This is a genomic window from Klebsiella sp. ME-303, assembly GCF_007910085.1.
Taxonomy (GTDB): Bacteria; Pseudomonadota; Gammaproteobacteria; order Enterobacterales; family Enterobacteriaceae; genus Klebsiella; species Klebsiella michiganensis.
In genome coordinates, this window is the sequence record NZ_VOJB01000054.1 from 74,628 (window position 1) to 91,081 (window position 16,454).

16 protein-coding genes are annotated in these 16,454 nt (G+C 55.0%); 6 read left to right on the plus strand and 10 right to left on the minus strand.

The features are described from left to right. The first annotated feature begins 48 nt into the window (after positions 1-48). From FQK12_RS03260 to FQK12_RS03275, 4 genes are all read left to right on the plus strand, one after another. Complete coding sequence (locus FQK12_RS03260) at positions 49-546, plus strand: molybdopterin-dependent oxidoreductase (protein ID WP_014230002.1); 498 nt, start codon at positions 49-51, stop codon at positions 544-546. A 10-nt stretch (positions 547-556) separates the two neighbouring features. Then, positions 557-2,482, plus strand: coding sequence for a putative bifunctional diguanylate cyclase/phosphodiesterase (locus tag FQK12_RS03265; protein WP_014838905.1), 1,926 nt, complete (start codon positions 557-559; stop codon positions 2,480-2,482). A 205-nt stretch (positions 2,483-2,687) separates the two neighbouring features. Continuing rightward, the gene (locus tag FQK12_RS03270) at positions 2,688-3,020 is read left to right on the plus strand and encodes a DUF1971 domain-containing protein (protein WP_014230000.1); all 333 of its coding nucleotides are present in this window, start codon (positions 2,688-2,690) and stop codon (positions 3,018-3,020) included. 8 nt (positions 3,021-3,028) lie between these two features. Then, on the plus strand, positions 3,029-3,367 hold the full coding sequence (locus FQK12_RS03275; RefSeq protein WP_014229999.1) for a DUF1869 domain-containing protein: 339 nt from the start codon (positions 3,029-3,031) through the stop codon (positions 3,365-3,367). Between the two features lie 92 nt (positions 3,368-3,459). On the opposite strand, the gene FQK12_RS03280 is transcribed toward FQK12_RS03275, so the two are convergent. Continuing rightward, positions 3,460-4,158, minus strand: coding sequence for a GntR family transcriptional regulator (locus FQK12_RS03280; RefSeq protein ID WP_014229998.1), 699 nt, complete (start codon positions 4,156-4,158; stop codon positions 3,460-3,462). Positions 4,159-4,417: 259 nt separating this feature from the next. On the opposite strand from FQK12_RS03280, the gene FQK12_RS03285 reads away from it, so the two are divergent. Beyond that, a complete protein-coding gene (locus FQK12_RS03285; protein ID WP_014229997.1) occupies positions 4,418-5,950 on the plus strand; it encodes a PTS transporter subunit EIIC in 1,533 nt (510 codons plus the stop codon). Between the two features lie 11 nt (positions 5,951-5,961). After that, entirely contained in the window at positions 5,962-7,290 is a 1,329-nt protein-coding gene (locus FQK12_RS03290) for a 6-phospho-alpha-glucosidase (protein WP_004852346.1), read from the plus strand. Here the strand turns inward: FQK12_RS03290 and FQK12_RS03295 are convergent. From FQK12_RS03295 to FQK12_RS03335, 9 genes are all read right to left on the minus strand, one after another. Continuing rightward, the gene (locus FQK12_RS03295; protein ID WP_171817011.1) at positions 7,269-8,804 is read right to left on the minus strand and encodes an EAL domain-containing protein; all 1,536 of its coding nucleotides are present in this window, start codon (positions 8,802-8,804) and stop codon (positions 7,269-7,271) included. The genes FQK12_RS03290 and FQK12_RS03295 overlap by 22 nt on opposite strands. Continuing rightward, positions 8,791-9,696: a fimbrial protein gene (locus FQK12_RS03300; RefSeq protein ID WP_014229995.1), complete on the minus strand. Its 906-nt coding sequence runs from the start codon at positions 9,694-9,696 to the stop codon at positions 8,791-8,793. Before FQK12_RS03300 ends, FQK12_RS03295 begins: the two co-directional genes overlap by 14 nt. 17 nt (positions 9,697-9,713) lie before the next feature. Further along, complete coding sequence (locus FQK12_RS03305) at positions 9,714-10,217, minus strand: fimbrial protein (RefSeq protein WP_014229994.1); 504 nt, start codon at positions 10,215-10,217, stop codon at positions 9,714-9,716. 12 nt (positions 10,218-10,229) lie between these two features. Continuing rightward, entirely contained in the window at positions 10,230-10,757 is a 528-nt protein-coding gene (locus tag FQK12_RS03310) for a fimbrial protein (RefSeq protein WP_014229993.1), read from the minus strand. Positions 10,758-10,767: 10 nt separating this feature from the next. After that, complete coding sequence (locus tag FQK12_RS03315; RefSeq protein ID WP_038423095.1) at positions 10,768-13,395, minus strand: fimbrial biogenesis usher protein; 2,628 nt, start codon at positions 13,393-13,395, stop codon at positions 10,768-10,770. Positions 13,396-13,469: 74 nt separating this feature from the next. Beyond that, positions 13,470-14,180: a fimbria/pilus periplasmic chaperone gene (locus FQK12_RS03320; protein WP_014229991.1), complete on the minus strand. Its 711-nt coding sequence runs from the start codon at positions 14,178-14,180 to the stop codon at positions 13,470-13,472. 46 nt (positions 14,181-14,226) lie between these two features. After that, on the minus strand, positions 14,227-14,766 hold the full coding sequence (locus FQK12_RS03325; protein ID WP_014838896.1) for a fimbrial protein: 540 nt from the start codon (positions 14,764-14,766) through the stop codon (positions 14,227-14,229). Positions 14,767-14,838: 72 nt separating this feature from the next. Beyond that, positions 14,839-15,381, minus strand: a complete 543-nt coding sequence (gene fimA, locus FQK12_RS03330; RefSeq protein ID WP_014229989.1) for a type 1 fimbrial major subunit FimA — start codon at positions 15,379-15,381, stop codon at positions 14,839-14,841. Between the two features lie 39 nt (positions 15,382-15,420). Continuing rightward, entirely contained in the window at positions 15,421-15,921 is a 501-nt protein-coding gene (locus tag FQK12_RS03335) for a helix-turn-helix transcriptional regulator (protein WP_014229988.1), read from the minus strand. Positions 15,922-16,454: the final 533 nt, after the last annotated feature.

Below are 16,454 nucleotides of genomic sequence, written 5' to 3' on the forward strand. Positions count from 1 at the left end.
TAAATGGTTTACAATTAACAAGTCTCCAATTTCGGAAGGGTGAGTTAAATGCGTTTAATTTTTGCAGCTTTATTTTGTGTCATGGTTTCGCCTTCCGCTTTTGCAGAAAAACTGCCAGCGCCTGTCGGCAAACCCGTTTTAACTATTTCCGGCCTGATTACTAATACGAATGAGGGCGATACCGCCGTTTTTGATGTCGCCGCATTAGAAAAGCTGGGGATGGAAACGCTGGTGACGACCACGCCATGGTATTCGGGAAAGGTCCGCTTTGACGGCATTTCCCTCAGTAAACTCATGGATTTAGTCGGCGCCAAAGGCAAGTCGGCCCGGGTGCTGGCGCTCAACGATTACACCACCATTGTCCCCCTGGACGACTTTCATAAATTTCCGGTAATTTTGGCTTTAAAAATGAACGGCGAATATATGCGCATTCGTGATAAAGGGCCCTTATTTATTGTTTATCCTTACGACAGTAGCCCGGAATTGCAGAATCAGATTTATTATTCCCGTTCGGCATGGCAGGTTTCGAAGATTATAATTGAGTAAGGGTTTGATCTTGAATCGAATACTCACTGCCATTATTTTGTCGCTCTTCATTGTGACCGGTTACATAACTTATCTGGTGCATGAGCGGCAAAGTGAGCTGCAAAAATTAACCCGTTATACTGATTCGTGGTCCGTTTCCCAGATAGTCTCCGAGTACATGCGCCTCGAGGCGCGACTCAGCGCGATGGGGCTGGGGGTGAAGGGAAGCGACCACGATGAGGTGCGCCTGCGTCTGGAAATTATGATGAGCCAGATTGCGCTGCTGCAGCAGGGTGATTTGGGAAAGTTTATCGGCAAAGATCCTCACCGTAAGGCGATAGTTAACAGCCTGATTGATCTTCTGGGCCGGCTGGATAAGCAGCTGGACACCATGACGACAGCGCAGCTGAAGCTGATGCTGCAGGAGATGAGTACCCTGGACGGGCCGTTGACCTCGCTCGCGTCCACCTCGCTCGCCCAGGATTTTAATCTGGTTAATCTGACCCACGATAAAATACAAAATCTCTATTACATCTATTCGGCGATTTCCATTCTGCTGATTGTTCTCTGTATCACGCTCGGGCTGTTGATGCTGAAGCAGAATAACACCCTGCGTCGCGCCCACGTGCGGATGAAATTACTGGCGACCGACCTGCAGGCCTCAAAAGAAAAGCTTCAGGTGCAGAACCGCCGTCTGCAGTACGATGCCTATCATGATTCGCTGACCGGGATGCCCAACCGTCTCTCTTTCTGGCAACGTCTGCAGGAGGTCGTCAATCAGGTGCGGCCCTATAACGGCTCGGCGGTCGTGATGCTGTTTGACCTGGATAATTTCAAGGACGTCAACGATACCCAGGGTCACGATGCCGGGGATAAGCTGCTGCAGGATTTGGCCAGCCGTCTCTCCTTTTTTCGCAAAACGTCAGAAACGCTCTACCGGCTGGGAGGGGACGAGTTTGCCCTGGTTTCCCATGATTTAACCGAAGAGATGGCGCTGGAGCGGGCGAAGGTGATCCGGGAAAAGATCAGCCAGCCGTATCAGATTTACGACTCGCTGATCCAGATTGGCGCCTGTATCGGGATTGTCATCTCTGACGGGGAAAGCCGTACCGACTATTTATACAAATGTGCCGACCTGGCGCTGTATGAAGCGAAAAAAGAGGGTTCCGGCAACGTTCAGGTATTCCGTCCCGGACTGCTTCAGCGCCAGCAGGAGAATAAATCCTTTGAAGATGACCTGATGCAGGCGCTGAACAAAGGTGAGTTCAGGGTTTACTACCAGCCGATAGCCGACACCATGAACGGTGAAATCTACGGCTACGAAGCGCTGGTGCGCTGGTTTCATCCGCTGCGCGGCAGCGTCCCGCCGACCGAATTTATTCCGGTAGCGGAAAAGATTGGCCTGATTAATCAATTGGGCGAATGGGTGCTGAGAACCGCCTGCGAAGCGGCCGCCAGCTGGTCGTCGCCGCTCAAAGTGTCGGTTAACGTGTCGCCGGTTCAGTTAATGAACAATTCACTGACCGATACCGTGGTAACCATCTTAAGAACAACCGGGCTGGATCCGTATCGGCTGGATTTGGAAATTACCGAGTCTGACGTCTTTAACGAAAATACCCGTTCTCTCGAGATCCTGAGCCAGCTGCGCGAGCTCGGGGTGCAGATCTCCATTGATGATTTTGGCACCGGCTATTCTTCGCTATCGCGGCTAAGCTACTTCCCGTTCGATAAGATAAAAATCGATCGCTCTTTTGTGATTAACATTCCCGATCAGAAAGATGACCTCGATATCGTGCGGCTGATTATCAGCATGGGTAAAAGCCTGCATATGCGCATCGTGGCCGAGGGTGTCGAAACAGAAGAGCAGCTGCAGTCCTTACGCAAATTAGGCTGTGACCTGGTCCAGGGGTATTTAATCGGTAAACCAGGACCGCTCAGTTCACCTGAAAATAAGTAATTTGCCTTTTAATATGGGCGGTTTTAGTTTATCTAAAATCGCCCATATTTATTTTTGAATAGATCTAATCCCTAATGAGTACAATAAGGGGTAGGAAAGCGCATCGGTAAAAAATAATACCCGTAATGATTAAAAGGGGTATATCATATGCAACATATTTTCCCATTTTCGACCGTATATGTGGTGCGTTAAGAGAGGCAAAATCATGCAGCGAATCATTATTCCTACCCACTATGTGCATACCCGGAGCACGCCGCTGTGGACGAAGCGGACGGCGCCGGCCTCAATCTGGAAGCGGCATCTGGATGCCGGTACCCGGCAGGGCGTCTATCCGCGCCTGTCGGTGATGCGAGGGGCGATACGCTATTTCGGATATGCCGATGAAACCAGCGCGGAACCGGTGGAAACCCTGACCATTGCCGAAGGTGAATTTGGCGTTTTTCCGCCCGAAAAGTGGCACCGCATCGAGGCGTTAACCGAGGATACCGTTTTTAACGTCGATTTTTACGTTGACCCTGACATTCTGATTGAGGGATAGGTAATATGATGAACAGTGAAAATAAAGGCTATTCGTTAGCGGCGATCAACGGGAATAATAAAGATAAAAAAGAAAAAGTGTATCTTAAACCGATGGCCCTTTATGTCCCTGATATCGCCACCCAGGCCGTGGCTGAGCTTATTTCCACGCTGTCGGTGGAAAACGCCGGAGGAAAGGGATTTATATTGACGGTGACCAACAATAATAACGGCGTCTCGGTCGATAGCGAGTTTGCTTCTCTGGCTGAGCTGCAGGATCCGCAGACGGCGGCCGATGCGGTAAAAGATCTGATTAATATTGTCCGCGGCTACGAGTCCGACGAAGAGACTAACGTCTGCGGCTGGTAGTCGTTTGCCGACGCAGAATCGTCAGCTGTCGTCTATCGTCAGCTGACGCTGGACGGCTCTCGGTGGCCTGCGTCAGCCGTATCCCGCGGTATTTAGCGGCGCGTAATATGTTTAACATTGTATTTGTTGGTATTCTGGTAAATATCGGATAAATCAACAATGGTATTGTTATGGGCATAGCTGATCGACTGCACCCGTAGCAGCAGGCTGTTTTGTGGAACCTGTAAGAGCTCTGCTTGCTCCCGGGTGGCCAGAACCGGGGTATAGCTGCGGTGGCTCTCCAGGATGGTGATATTGCACTCTTTCTTGAAATAGTTAAATTTCGATCTTTCCAGATTTCCAACGCTTAGCCAGGGAAAAATCGCCACCGGTATATAGCTGTTCTCAATCAGAATAGGTACGTCGTCAATCATCCGAATGCGTCTGACGTAATAGACCTTCTCTCCCGGCTCAATTTTCAACTGTTGTGCGATAGCCAAAGGCGCATCAAGCATCGTGAACTCAATGACCTTATTGCGATAGTTGGTGACGCCGCCGATGTGCATCTGGTAGTTGAAGCCGTCAAGTTCCCCGCCGCGATAATTGCTCTTACGCGCCACGTATGAACCGCTGCCGTGGCGTTTGACGATCAGCTTCTCACTTTCCAGCAGCGTGAGCGCCTTGCGCAGGGTCATGACGGAGACCTGTAGCTCCCCGGCCAGCGCTTTTTCACTCGGTAGCGCATCTCCCACCTCGAATTCATCGCTATTGATGCGATTTTTTAGCCTGTCTGCGATTGTTTTATATATCACTTATAGATTTCTCGTGGTGTGTTCTGTCAGCGGATTATAATTTTATCTTTTTAATAATTAACGTATTTTTATCATTGCGGGGCGTTGTTTTGTCTCTGTCATCTATTTATCTGCTTTTACTTATATATCTGTTGCCGCAAGAGAGATATGACTTTCATCACAGATGACGATTTCACCGCTCTGAATTATGTCTGCCGGCGCATAGGCTGAAACGCATGTATCGGGCGCTGACGGCCGATGTGCGGGACAGGGGGTGAGGATGATCGGGGTAAAAAAATTACAGGATTTTTCGAAGGCCATGATTGGGCCGGTTTTGTATCTGCCGGTTATTGGTCTGCTGATTGCGTTGTTTAGTATGACAACCAATAAAATCTGGGTCGCAGAAGAGAGCTCGCTTTATCTGCTGGGGAAATACGTTTCCAGCATGCTCTGGGCCATCATGAACAATCTTGGCTTCTTCTTTTGCCTCGGGCTGGCCAGCGGGCTGGCAAAAACCCGAAAAGCGGAAGCGGCTTTTGTTGCCGCAATGACCTGGTTTATGTACCTGGCGGCGAATAATAGTTGGCTAACCCTGACGCAGCGCCTGGCCGCCGGCAGCAGCAACGCGCAGCTCTACGGCAGCGGACAAACCTTTATTTTTGGCTTCCAGGTCATTGATATGGGCGTGTTTCTTGGCATTATCCTTGGCTGCGCGGTCGCCTGCATTCACAACCGGTTTGTCGACATTGAGTTTCGCGGCGCCTTCTCTATCTACGGCAACAGCAAGCTGGTGCTGATGATGATGATCCCGCTGGTCGGCGTGTTTGCCATCGCCACGGTGTACGTCTGGCCGATTGTTGAACACGGCATATCGGCGCTGACCGGGGTGATGAAAACCTTCGGCGCCGCCGGCGTTTTTCTGTACGGTTTTCTCAATCGTTTTCTTATCCCGACCGGGCTACACCACCTGATTTGGTCGCCCTTTGTCTTTACCTCCATTGGCGGACAGCTGTTGATTGATGGTCAGACGGTGGTGGGGGCAAAACCGATTTTCCTCGCTGAAATTGCTCATAGCGCTGGGCCGTTAAGCGACTCGGCGCGATTTCTCACCTACGGCATGGTGAAAATTTTCGGTACCGCCGGAATGGCCCTGGCCTTTTATACAACCGCCAGGCCGGAAAATAAGCAAAAGTTGAAAATCACGCTGATTCCTTTGATTGTGACTTCATTCCTGGTGGGGATCACCGAACCTTTTGAGTTCTTATTTATCTTTACCGCACCGTTGCTATGGCTGGTTTATTCATTACTGGACGGTTTTTTCCAGATGCTGGCGTGGCTGCTGGATGTGCGGGTCTGCGCCACCAACGGCATTATCGATTTTATTGTTTACAACATTCCGGCGGGAGCGCACCTCACGCGCTGGCCTGTGTTTGTCGCGCTGGGGTTAATGGAAACCGCGACGATGTTTTATATCGGTAAGTTTCTGATTCTGCGTTTCAAAATGCGTACGCCGGGCCAGGAGCAGCAGGGGGAGGGGGCTAACCAACCGGCAAGCGTAAGCGCGCCTGACAAGGCTTCCGGCGAGCAGGTCATTCTTGGCCTTGGCGGCAAAGAAAATGTCTGTTCGGTCGAGAACTGTTTTACGCGGCTTCGGGTTGACGTGCGGGACCCCGCATTAATTCAGGAACACATTCTGAAGACCAGCGGCGGTACCAGCGTCATTATCAAAGGCAATCACGTTCAGGTTATTTATGGTTTAGGGGTTAATAAAATCCGTAATGCCGTGAATCGCTATTTAGATGTACATGAATAATGAGGTGGAAGATGAAAAATAAATTCGTTGTGACCATAGCCGGCGGCGGCAGTACGTATACCCCAGGGATTGTTATGATGCTGCTGGAAAATATGGACAGGTTTCCGTTAAGCGAAATTCGTCTCTATGATAATCATCACGATCGCCAGCGAGTGATTGGCGAAGCCTGTGCGATTCTGGTGGCTGAACATTATCCGCACGTTGCTTTTAGCTTCACCACCGACCCGCAGGAAGCCTTTACGGGCGTCGATTTCGTAATGGCGCATATTCGCGTCGGCCTCTATGAGATGCGCGAGAAAGACGAGAAAATTCCGCTTAAACATGGCGTGATTGGCCAGGAAACCTGCGGCCCGGGCGGTATCGCTTATGGTATGCGCTCTATCGCCGGCGTCCTTGAGCTGGTTGACTACATGGAAACGTATTCGCCGGGCGCGTGGATGCTCAACTATTCCAATCCGGCGGCGATCGTTGCCGAGGCCACGCGTCGGCTACGCCCGACGGCCAAAATTATTAATATCTGCGATATGCCGGTGGCTATTGAAGGGTTATTCGCCGATATTCTCGGGCTGAAATCGCGTAAAGAGATGAACGTCCGTTATTTTGGCCTCAACCATTTCGGCTGGTGGACCAGCATTACCGATAAGGCCGGCAACGATTTAATGCCGGCGTTAAAAAACCACGTTGCCGAGCTGGGCTATTGCAGTCCGAAAGAGGATTTTCAGCATAAAGCGCCGAGCTGGATTGAGACCTTCAAAAAGGTGAAGGACGTTTTTGCGCTGGATACCGATACGTTACCCAATACCTATCTGAAGTACTATTTTTATGCCGACTATGAGGTTGCCCATTCAGACCCTGACTTTACTCGCGCCAATGAAGTGATGGCGGGGAGAGAGAAGGAGGTGTTTGATATGGCCAGAGAGATCGTCGCCCGGCAAAGTGCCAAAGAGGCGCATTTCCATGCCGGGGCGCATGCGACCTTTATTGTCGACCTCGCCTGCGCCATCGCCTTTAACACCCAGGAGAGAATGCTGCTGATTGTGGAAAACAACGGCGCTATCGCGAATTTTGACGATACCGCGATGGTTGAAGTGCCTTGCCTGGTGGGCGTTAATGGCCCCGAGCCGCTGGCGATGGGTAAGATCCCGCTGTTTCAAAAGGGGATGATGGAGCAGCAGGTGGCGGTTGAAAAACTGGTGGTCGATGCCTGGGTTGAAGGAAGCTATCAGAAGCTCTGGCAGGCGATGACCCTGTCCAAAACGGTACCCAGCGCTTCGGTCGCAAAAGCTATCCTTGATGAACTGATCGTCGCCAACCGTGGCTACTGGCCGGAGCTGCGCTGAAGTGTCGCCAATGCCCGATGTTGTCCATCGGGCGTTACCGGTATCGCGATGCCGGCGCGATGCTCCGCCTCGCCCGAAAGCGGCAGAAGAAGCTCCGCCACGTTCTCCCTGCCTACCGGCGCCGAGAGGTAGCTGCCCTGAAAGCGGTCGACTCCCAACGCCTGCAGTTTGTTGAATTTCTCAAGGCTATCTACGCCTTCGGCAATACAGCGGCTGCCGGTCAGCTGGCAGTAGAAGATAAGGCTTCTGATCAGCGCCAGCGCGTGCGGATCGCGCTGCATATCGTTGACGATGCTCATATCCAGCTTGTAAGCGCTGAATCTCATCGTGCGCACCGGAAACATCACGCTGCTTTGCGAGAAGCAATCATCAAGCATGATAGGGAAGCCGCGCTTTTGCAGGCGGGCGATATTTTCGGCGATTTTGCCGTGACCGTTGAGGTCGGTATTTTCAGCAAACTCCAGCACCAGCCTCTGCGACCTGTGCGGCTGACGCAGCTGCTGGCGCGCGGTTTCCATCATGCGAAGCAGGTTCTCGTTGCCGGCGACGGCGGCGGGAATATTCACGGCGAAATAACACTCGCCGGAATGCTGATTAATATTCTGCACCGCTTCCTGAAGGACAAACGCGGTGAGCACCAGCCAGGCATATTCCGAGCGTATTTGCGGTAAAAAATCGCCGGCAGCCAGCACGCTGCCGTTTCGGTTCCAGCGGGAGAGGATCTCCATTCCCTTTACCTGATGGTGTTCATCGGTAATGGGCTGAAATACCGGAAAAATCTGGCGGCTGTGGATCGCATGCACAAGTTCACGCTCGAAAGCGGAAAGGGCGGCGATGCTCTCGCTTTTCTGGTCTCTTATCTGGCTGCCGGGAAAGCGGGCGGCCATTTCAGGGTGGTGTTCCACCATTTTTTTTAATCCTGCGGTTCTTTGATTGTAGAGCGTCTTGTGGCTGATGCCGCGGCGTTGAGCCTGAGCGCTGGCGCGGTAGCCGCAGAGTAAACCGAGGATAGCGTCCAGCTCTGGCCGGGTGATCCCGGCGGGGCGCTTGCCGAGCGCTCGCGTTTCATCCTCTGCCAGCTGCTCAAGAGAGGGGTATTCTTCGAGCACGGCGTCGCGCAGCAGCGCCGCCAGGCAGGGGACCGGCAAATCGGAAGCGGCGGCCCGTACGGCGGTAAGCAAACGCCGGTCTGCGACCTGATGCACCAGGGTGGGCCACAGCCAGCTTGCCGGGCTGCGGCTCAGGAACAGCATGGGCAGCGGCGTGGTGGACCGCGCCAGCAGCGCGGCGGCCCGCTTCAGGGTTGCCAGTAGCCCGGCGGGGCCTTCCGGGAGAAAAACCACCACGCGGCGAACGCCGGCAGGCAGGGGCGGCGTCTCCGTGGGCAGCACAACGGGCCGGGCTCCTCCCTTCGCTATTATCCCCCTCAGCCCCTCGGCAGCCAGCGAACAGGGCGACAGGATAGCGACGAGCGGCTGCCCGCCGCCGGGGGGCGGGAGATTATTCGTAAACAAAAGTCACTCCGATAATCGACTGCACGTTACCCGCGGTCACCTGCCCGCTGGTGCGCGCGTAGTTGGCGGTTAATCCGAGGCTGACCGCCGAGGTGCCTACGTTGCCTAACGACACCGTACTGTTGGCGGGTACGACGCTACCGTTACGCGTCAGCTGAACGCCCACCCCCTGGGCAGGGGACGCTGAGGCGGTATTGGTAAATATCGAGTTGCCCGCGTTCTCCGTGGTGCCGGAGAGGTAATAGCCGAGATTCTGGTTTTGCGCGCAGTAAACCGTCAGCGGAATGGCGGCGGATGCGGGATATTCCGGCAGCGTCACCGTCACATCGCGAGCAGAAACGTCGCAGCCGCCGGTTGGCACCACGACGTTATTGTTGGCGTAAATGTTCCACACGAACTGGAAGTCGTCGTTATCCTTATTGTTGGTCTGACGCAGGATCAGGACCGCGATCAACGACCCGGCGGAAATGGCGACGCCGCCTGCGCTACTGACGGGCGTCAGATAGAGGACGGTAGGCCAGGGGCTATCAACAATGGAGCTATAGGTCATACGCGCCGTTTCGCTGGTGGTTGGAAACGGGTAGCTGATGCCGTTATACCTGACGGTGCCGGAAAAGCTCGACAGCACCCCGCCGTAGGCCGAGCCGCGCTGCAGCGTTACGTAGTCGATCATGGAATCCGGAAAGTCGTTATGACAGAAAATCTGCGTCGAGAGATCCACCACCAGGTTCTGCCCGACGCTGACCGCCGGCGCGAGGTTCACGTAAACGTTCGCCGATCCGCCGCCGATGGGGATTGTCACCCCGGCGGCGGTTTTACAGGCGAACGACCAGGCGTTAAGCGACCAGCCCGCCAGCAGCAGCGTTAACAGCAGGGTGATTATCTTTTTCATTACTCTGTTCTCCTGGCTCAGGCGTAGGTATAGGTGACGTTAATCACCGCCTGAATAGTTCCTTGCGTCGCACCGCCGTTGACCGTCAGCGCTCTGACCTGTAGCGGGAAGCTGGCGGACTGGGTGGCGTCGTCGACCTGTACCTCTTTTCTCGCGCCGGTGTTCAGCGTGGTGCCGCCCTCATCCTGCAGCTCAAGCTGGATGTTGCCGGCGGTACCCTGGTTCTTGTAATAGCCGGTGGCGTCCGCCGTACCGCTGAAGCTGGCGGTGACCCGCGACGTGCCGACCGGGCAGTTGCTCAGGGTGAGCGCCACGCTGTGCAAGGGCGAAGCGGCGCCGGCGGAGACCAGGCTAAAGGTATAGAGATCGCCGAGATCGACGGTGGCGTTAACGGTGGAAACGGTACAGGGTTTGGCCACCACTTTACCGTTAACGGTAATGGTGACGTCGGCGGCCTGTAGCGTCGGGGAGGACGCCGCCAGCATCGCGGCCAGCAGCCATCCGGAATAGGTCGGGTTCATCAGCGCCTCCGGTTACTGAAATTCAAGCGTGAATGTTGCGGTTGCATTAACGTGTCCGGCGGTCACCGGTACCCGGGTGGCCATCAGCCGGGCGTAAAAGTTCAGCGTGTTGGTCTGGCCGGGGGTCAGCGTGGTCCAGGGGATCGCTGACGATGCGGCATTGAGCGGCAGCGCCGTCTGCTGCGCGTCAAGGATCTGCACGCCCATCCCCGCCGCCGCTGAGGCGCCGCCGTCGAGCTGTAGCAGGTCGGTATTGATGCTGTCGGCAACGCCAACAAAGCCGACCTTCACCGCGGTAACCGAGCTGCCGCAGGGCGACAGCACGATACGAAACGGCACCAGCGGCGTGGTCGCCCCAACCGCATGGAACTGCTTCGCGGCGTTATCCATCAGGTCGACGGTAAAATCTTTCGACTCACCCGCCACGGCGCAGGCGTTATCCCGAACGTAGCCGCTGATGGTGATGGTGCTGTCCGCCGCGCTGGCATTGTTGACCGCCAGCGATACGAGGGCGCTCAGCAGATACAGGGTTTTTCTCATCATGGTCTCCTTAGCGGCACTCGGCGGACAGCGGGATCAGCATCTGGTTCTGTTTTTCCGGCGGCAGGCTGTAGTCAGCCTCGCAGCTGGCGTTCGGACCTTCGCCCCATTTCGCCCGCACTTTGCCCGCCAGGGGCATCCCGCTCAGGTAGACCTGGCCGTTATCGGCGACGATGCTGCTGGCCTGGCTGCCGTCAGAAGTCACCAGCGCGCCGAAGGGAACCGGCTTACCGTTGTAGATGAGAGACATCAGCAGCTTGAGCCCGACGTGGACCTTAAACTCCGCGCGGACAATCGCGCCGTGGGTCGGCACCACGCTGGCCACCGCATCGTCCAGGTCGACGTTATCGGCCAGGCTGTTGGTGTCCAGCGCCACCCGGTTTTCCCGGTATTCGGTGGCGTAGGGCAGCACGGCGTAGCCGCGCCAGTCGGTCTGAACCCCGGTCTGGTTTTCCACTTTGACGTTGTCTGCGCCGGGGGCTTTGATCAGCACCACCGTGTCGTTCATCGGCTGGCTCAGGGTGACGCCGTCGGCGTGAGCCAGCACGCCGCCGCTCAGGCCGTAGTACAGCTGTTTGATGCCGTCGCTGCGGCTGTAGCCAACGTTGGCGTTGCCGTAGCCGCCGCGGTAGTTCAGCGCCGCGTAGCCGGTGCCGCCGCTGTTGCCCTCACCGCCGCCGGCGTAGCCGGTCTGCATGCTGTAGCTCAGGTTGTTGTCCTCCAGCAGCGTGCCGTACAGCCCGGCGAGGCTGGTGGTTCTGCCGTTCAGATCGTTGGACATGCTGTAGCTGGCGCTGGCGTGCCGCCAGGCCGACTTGCTGTCGGAACGCAGCCAGTGGCTGAACGGAATATTGACGTTGACCGCCAGCATCTGATCGCGCCCCTGCTGCCAGGCGTTTTTGGTCAGGCTGTAGCTGAGCGTCCAGTTGATATCGTCGATGGCGGCGTTGAGTCCTGCCTGGAGCTGCTGATCGGCCTTGCCGGTGCCCCAGTAGGTCTGGTGGCTGCCGCTCAGATAGAGCGTGGCGGTGCGCCCCAGCTGCTGGGTGACGCTAAGCTGCACTTTGCCGCGCTTGTTGTAAGCGAGGTTGTAGTAGTCGGTGAATTTTGGCTTCACTTCAATCACCCCGTCCTGGGTCTCGACGTTGTAGCCGCTCATCCGGCTGTAGGTGGTATCGGCGAAGCTGAAGTAGCCGCGCGTCGAGTAGCGGTAGCCCACCAGCTGAATATTGGTGCCGGTATCCGTCAGCGACTTGTTATAGAGGAAGCGCACCGACTGCCCCTGATGCTCGCTGTCATCGGGCAGGGTGGCGTTAGCCTGGGTGATATCCAGCGACAGCGCGCCCAGGTCACCCATGTTTTTCCCCACGCCGAGGTTAAAGGCGCGGTAGCGGTCCGCCAGCTGGGTGCCGCCATACAGCGTCCAGCCCGCCGGAAGGCCGTGCAGCAGGGTGCCCTGGAAGAACTTCGGTTTTTCCTGCTGATTGCTGCCGCTGCGGTACTCACCGGCGGTAACGGCATAGCGGGTATGGCCCTCGCGCTGGAGCACCGGAACGGACGAGTAGGGGACGGTGAACACCTGGCTGCTGCCGTCGGCCTCTTTGATGGTCACCTGCAGGTCGCCGCCGTTGCCCGCGGCGTAGAGATCGTTGATGGTAAACGGGCCGGGCGGCACCGTGCTCTGGTAGATCTCATAGCCGTTCTGTTTGACCGATACCTGAGCCGTGCCGCGGGCAATCCCGTGAATGACCGGGGCGAAACCCTTCTGGCTGTCCGGCAGCATATTGTCGTCGGAAGCTAGCTGCGCGCCGCGGAAGTTAATGCCGTCAAAGACGTCGCCGTTGGTGTAGCTGTCGCCCAGCGTGAGGCGCGAACGCAGTAGCGTAATATCACGCTCAAGCCACGAGTTGATATGCTGCCATTTGTTTTCATTGGTCGTCGAACTGCCGCTGCTGCTGTAGCTCCAGGTGGTGTTGTCGCGCAGGCGCCAGGCGCCGAGGTTCAGCCCGCTCTGCAGGTTCAGGTACGCGTAGTTGCTGCTGCCGCCGACGTCGTTGTGCACGTTGTTGCCGGTGAAGTTGTAGTTCAGTAGCCCGGCGTTAATTCCGTGGTCCCAGAGCTCAGGCGGAATATAGCCGCGGGCGCGGTTGCCCATAAACGCCTGGGGCACGGTCAGATACAGCCGCTGCTGCCCGGCATCAAAGCGGGTGGTGGCGTCTTTGATCATCTCGGTTAGCGGTACGCAGGCATCCGCCGCCAGCACGTCGATTCCGGCAATGGCCGCGGTATTCACGCCCATGCTGGCCAGCTGTCCGCGGGTCAGGCAGGGGGCCAGCCCGTGGCCCTTTTCAGCGGCATTAAAGGTGATATCGCGGGTGGTCATATACCCGTCATTCAGGTAGATATCCGCGCGATAGGTACCCGGCGGCAGCTCCTGGCCCTTTTCAAAACCGGACAGATCCGCCACGGCGGCGGGATCGTCCGCCAGAAAGCGTGGGTTGAAATAGAGCTCCGCCTGCGCGTAAAAAGCCGGTGAGGAAAGTAAAAGGGCAAGGGGGATCTGCGCGAATACGCGAGCAGATCCTGGAGTCATTCGCCGGGAGCCCAAGTGGTCGAGTCCATATTTCAGATGTGACATAGTCCCTCCGGTCCAAAGTCGCCCGGCCATCGTTATTTTTTTCGTTCAGGGGGAGAGCGCTGCTCCCCGGTCAGTTACTGCATGACGCCTTTCATACGCGGGGTGAGTGCGCCGTAGTCGTTAATCGTCCGGTATGTAATCTCGCGACCTGCATCGGACGGTAAACTGACGCTGGCTTCGCCCATCGGCGGGACCAGCGCATTTTTCAGCACCCGGGTTCCGGCGTTGAGCTCGGTGACCGTCTGGTAATAAGGGGTTGGGTTAATCAGCGTGAGTGAGCTTCCGCTGCGGCGGAACTTCAGCTTTTCCGCGGCCTGATCCGGCGGTAGCGCCAGTTTGGCCGGGCGGTAATAAAGCTTGATACGGCTGATAATCGCCAGCTGTAGCGTGTTTTCGCTGAGCTTTGATTTATCCATCGATGGAATTGCTTTGACGTTCATCCAGAACAGCGTTTCCCGGTCCTGCGGCAGCCGGCCATTGGTGGCATCGAGGATGCGCAGAGTATTCTCTTTCTTCCCCTGCATGGCGAACAGCGGCGGGGTAATGACAAAGCTCCCGTCTTTCGCGCCATCGGCGTTCTCTACCCATGACTGGATCAGATAGGTGCTGTCGTCGTTATTGGTCACCGCCAGCTGAGCCTGTTTCTGTCCGGCCGGATAAATCACGCGGGTCGCGCCCAGCGCCACGCCGGCCTGCGCCTGAGCGGTAAAACCGGCGGTGGAGAGCAGCAGGAGTCCTGCCAGTAAACCGCGCATCCCGCGCGTGGTAGCCCGTCTATTTTTCATGCTTATCTCTTTCTTTCTCACGGTGAATTCCTGTTACCGGCGCTGATTACTGGTAGGTCAGGGAGAACCAGGCCTGAGCATTTGCCGCTCCTCCGGTGACCTGATTCCCGGTGGAACGATATTTGGCGACAAAATGCAGCGTCGTTGGCCCCGTGTGCAGCTGCGTCCATGCCCCTGCGGGCGCATTGAGCGGGATCTGACTGCCGGTTTTATCAAACAGGGCAACGCCAATGCCGGTCGCGATCCCCGGACCCTCGCCAACCGAGAGGACGTCCGGATTTTTACCATCGGCGACGCCGTGAAACGCCACGCCAACGCGCTGGCTCACGGCGGTACTGCACTCCTGCAGGTGAATATCGAAGGGGACGGGGTTGGTGTCCTCCCCGGCCGAATGAAACCGATTGCTGCTGATTTGCCCCATCTTGACCGTCATCTGCCGGTCGCCCGCTTCAACGCGGCAGGACTCGGCAATGACTATCCCCTGAAAGCGCATGTTCCCGCCGGGCAGCATGGTGTCCCACTGGTTTCCTGCCAGCGCCAGCGGTGGGAGCAATAAAATCAACAGACCAGACTTCATTCTTTGCATCATTATCACCCTTACTCTTATTCGGATAACGGGCCGTCCTGGCCCGACGCGCTTCCCTGCCTGATGAAAAAATTACTCGTACTGCACTTTAAAGGTGGCGTCAGCGTTAGCGGTACCGGCAGTGGCTGCGGCAGTCGCGTAGTAGCGAGCCTGGAACGGGATAACGTTGGTGCCATCGTTCAGCGTGGTTTGCGCGCCGAAGGCGGCACCATCCAGCGCCAGCGGGGTACCGGTACGGTCAAGGATCTGTACGCCGACGTTAGTCGCGCCGCCCGCGGCGGAGTTCTGCAGGGCCAGTACCGTTGGGTTGGCGCTGTCAATCGCCGTGCCGGTAAACGCGACGGAGGCTTTGGTGGCGACGGTGGTATCACAATCATTCAGCTGGATATTGAAGCCGACAGCCGTGCTGGTGTTGCCTGCGGTCGCCAGCTTTGCAGAACGAACCTGGCCTAACTGAACGGTCTGGTCGATAGAACCGGCATCAACCGCGCAGGCCGCGTTAACCACTTCCCCTTTAAAATGCACCGTACCGCCGTTCACCGTAACGGTATCGGCCAGAGCCGCAGCAGAACTCAGGGACAGTGCTGAAATAACGATAAGTGCTAATTTGTTCATGATAAAACTCCTGTTTATGAATAATCCTGAAGCTATGCTTCACTTAAAAAAACATTTATTGTTGAAAAATAACTTTTGAAACGTAATCCTGTTTTTACAACCTAATTTATTCATCAGGTTGCGGCGGTGCGTATAAATAGTCTTAAGTTTCACGCCAAACTCTTCTGCGATCTCCTGGTTGCTTTCCCCTCTGCTTAACATGCTTAACATCTGCTTTTCACGCAGGCTTAGCCGGTACTTTGTATGATAATTTCCTGAGGTTTCTTTCTTTAAAAAGAAATTCAGGATGCTTCTGGTATTACTTTTTTTGTCCAGTACGGTTATTTTTTCAAATAGCTCGGACTTATAAAAAGCTAAGTCGCTGGAGGCGAAGGCAACAATGTTTTTATTTGAAAAATAAATCCACTCCGAACCCGAAAGGTCGTTAGAGTCCAAATCTATAATCAAAAAGAAATTGTCAATAAATTCTTCTCCAAGCAGTTCAATCAGGCCCAGAGTAAAATATTTATCCTTAGATAAAATATTAGTTGATAGATTCATATCTGAACGCGATCTCATCCTTGGGTTGACCTTTAACTCATCGTTAATAAAACCATTCAGCGAATTGAGAGTAATCTAACATCACCCGTCTCAATGAAGCATGCGGCTGAGGCTCTAAAAGATGTAACCACTGCAAAGTTATAATTTTGTGGGTGTTTTGTTTGTGATTTTCATTATAAATGGCGTTAAAGGTTTATAATTTGTTTTTTTATAGGTTTTTGTAAATTAAAAATGATAGGGTTGAGTTATCGTTAACCCCTGAACAATAGGCACACTCTTTGTATTGGAATTTTCTTAGGGAACATTCCTTGATAAATGTCTGACATCTTTATCTTTAGCCAATCAGATTTCTTTTTATCTGCCTGTGCATATCCATTATAGAGATGTCCGGATTCTCGCTTTTACGCTGCCTTCAGGACGCTAATTCAGGCGGTGAAAATATCATCCCTGGCCATTTCATGTATCAGGTAGTTGATTGCGTGATGGTATTATTTAATCATCATTTATCTCCTCGGTTCTCACAGCTTCAGGAC

What these genes read in the sequence shown, in the direction of transcription:
- FQK12_RS03260 (WP_014230002.1), top strand. Translation starts at nt 49, where the DNA reads ATGCGTTTAATTTTTGCAGCTTTATTTTGTGTCATGGTTTCGCCTTCC.
- FQK12_RS03310 (WP_014229993.1), bottom strand. Translation starts at nt 10,757, where the DNA reads ATGAGAAAAACCCTGTATCTGCTGAGCGCCCTCGTATCGCTGGCGGTC.
- FQK12_RS03325 (WP_014838896.1), bottom strand. Translation starts at nt 14,766, where the DNA reads ATGCAAAGAATGAAGTCTGGTCTGTTGATTTTATTGCTCCCACCGCTG.
- fimA (WP_014229989.1), bottom strand. Translation starts at nt 15,381, where the DNA reads ATGAACAAATTAGCACTTATCGTTATTTCAGCACTGTCCCTGAGTTCT.
- FQK12_RS03300 (WP_014229995.1), bottom strand. Translation starts at nt 9,696, where the DNA reads ATGAAAAAGATAATCACCCTGCTGTTAACGCTGCTGCTGGCGGGCTGG.
- FQK12_RS03315 (WP_038423095.1), bottom strand. Translation starts at nt 13,395, where the DNA reads ATGTCACATCTGAAATATGGACTCGACCACTTGGGCTCCCGGCGAATG.
- FQK12_RS03290 (WP_004852346.1), top strand. Translation starts at nt 5,962, where the DNA reads ATGAAAAATAAATTCGTTGTGACCATAGCCGGCGGCGGCAGTACGTAT.
- FQK12_RS03275 (WP_014229999.1), top strand. Translation starts at nt 3,029, where the DNA reads ATGAACAGTGAAAATAAAGGCTATTCGTTAGCGGCGATCAACGGGAAT.
- FQK12_RS03335 (WP_014229988.1), bottom strand. Translation starts at nt 15,921, where the DNA reads ATGAATCTATCAACTAATATTTTATCTAAGGATAAATATTTTACTCTG.
- FQK12_RS03285 (WP_014229997.1), top strand. Translation starts at nt 4,418, where the DNA reads ATGATCGGGGTAAAAAAATTACAGGATTTTTCGAAGGCCATGATTGGG.
- FQK12_RS03320 (WP_014229991.1), bottom strand. Translation starts at nt 14,180, where the DNA reads ATGAAAAATAGACGGGCTACCACGCGCGGGATGCGCGGTTTACTGGCA.
- FQK12_RS03305 (WP_014229994.1), bottom strand. Translation starts at nt 10,217, where the DNA reads ATGAACCCGACCTATTCCGGATGGCTGCTGGCCGCGATGCTGGCGGCG.
- FQK12_RS03270 (WP_014230000.1), top strand. Translation starts at nt 2,688, where the DNA reads ATGCAGCGAATCATTATTCCTACCCACTATGTGCATACCCGGAGCACG.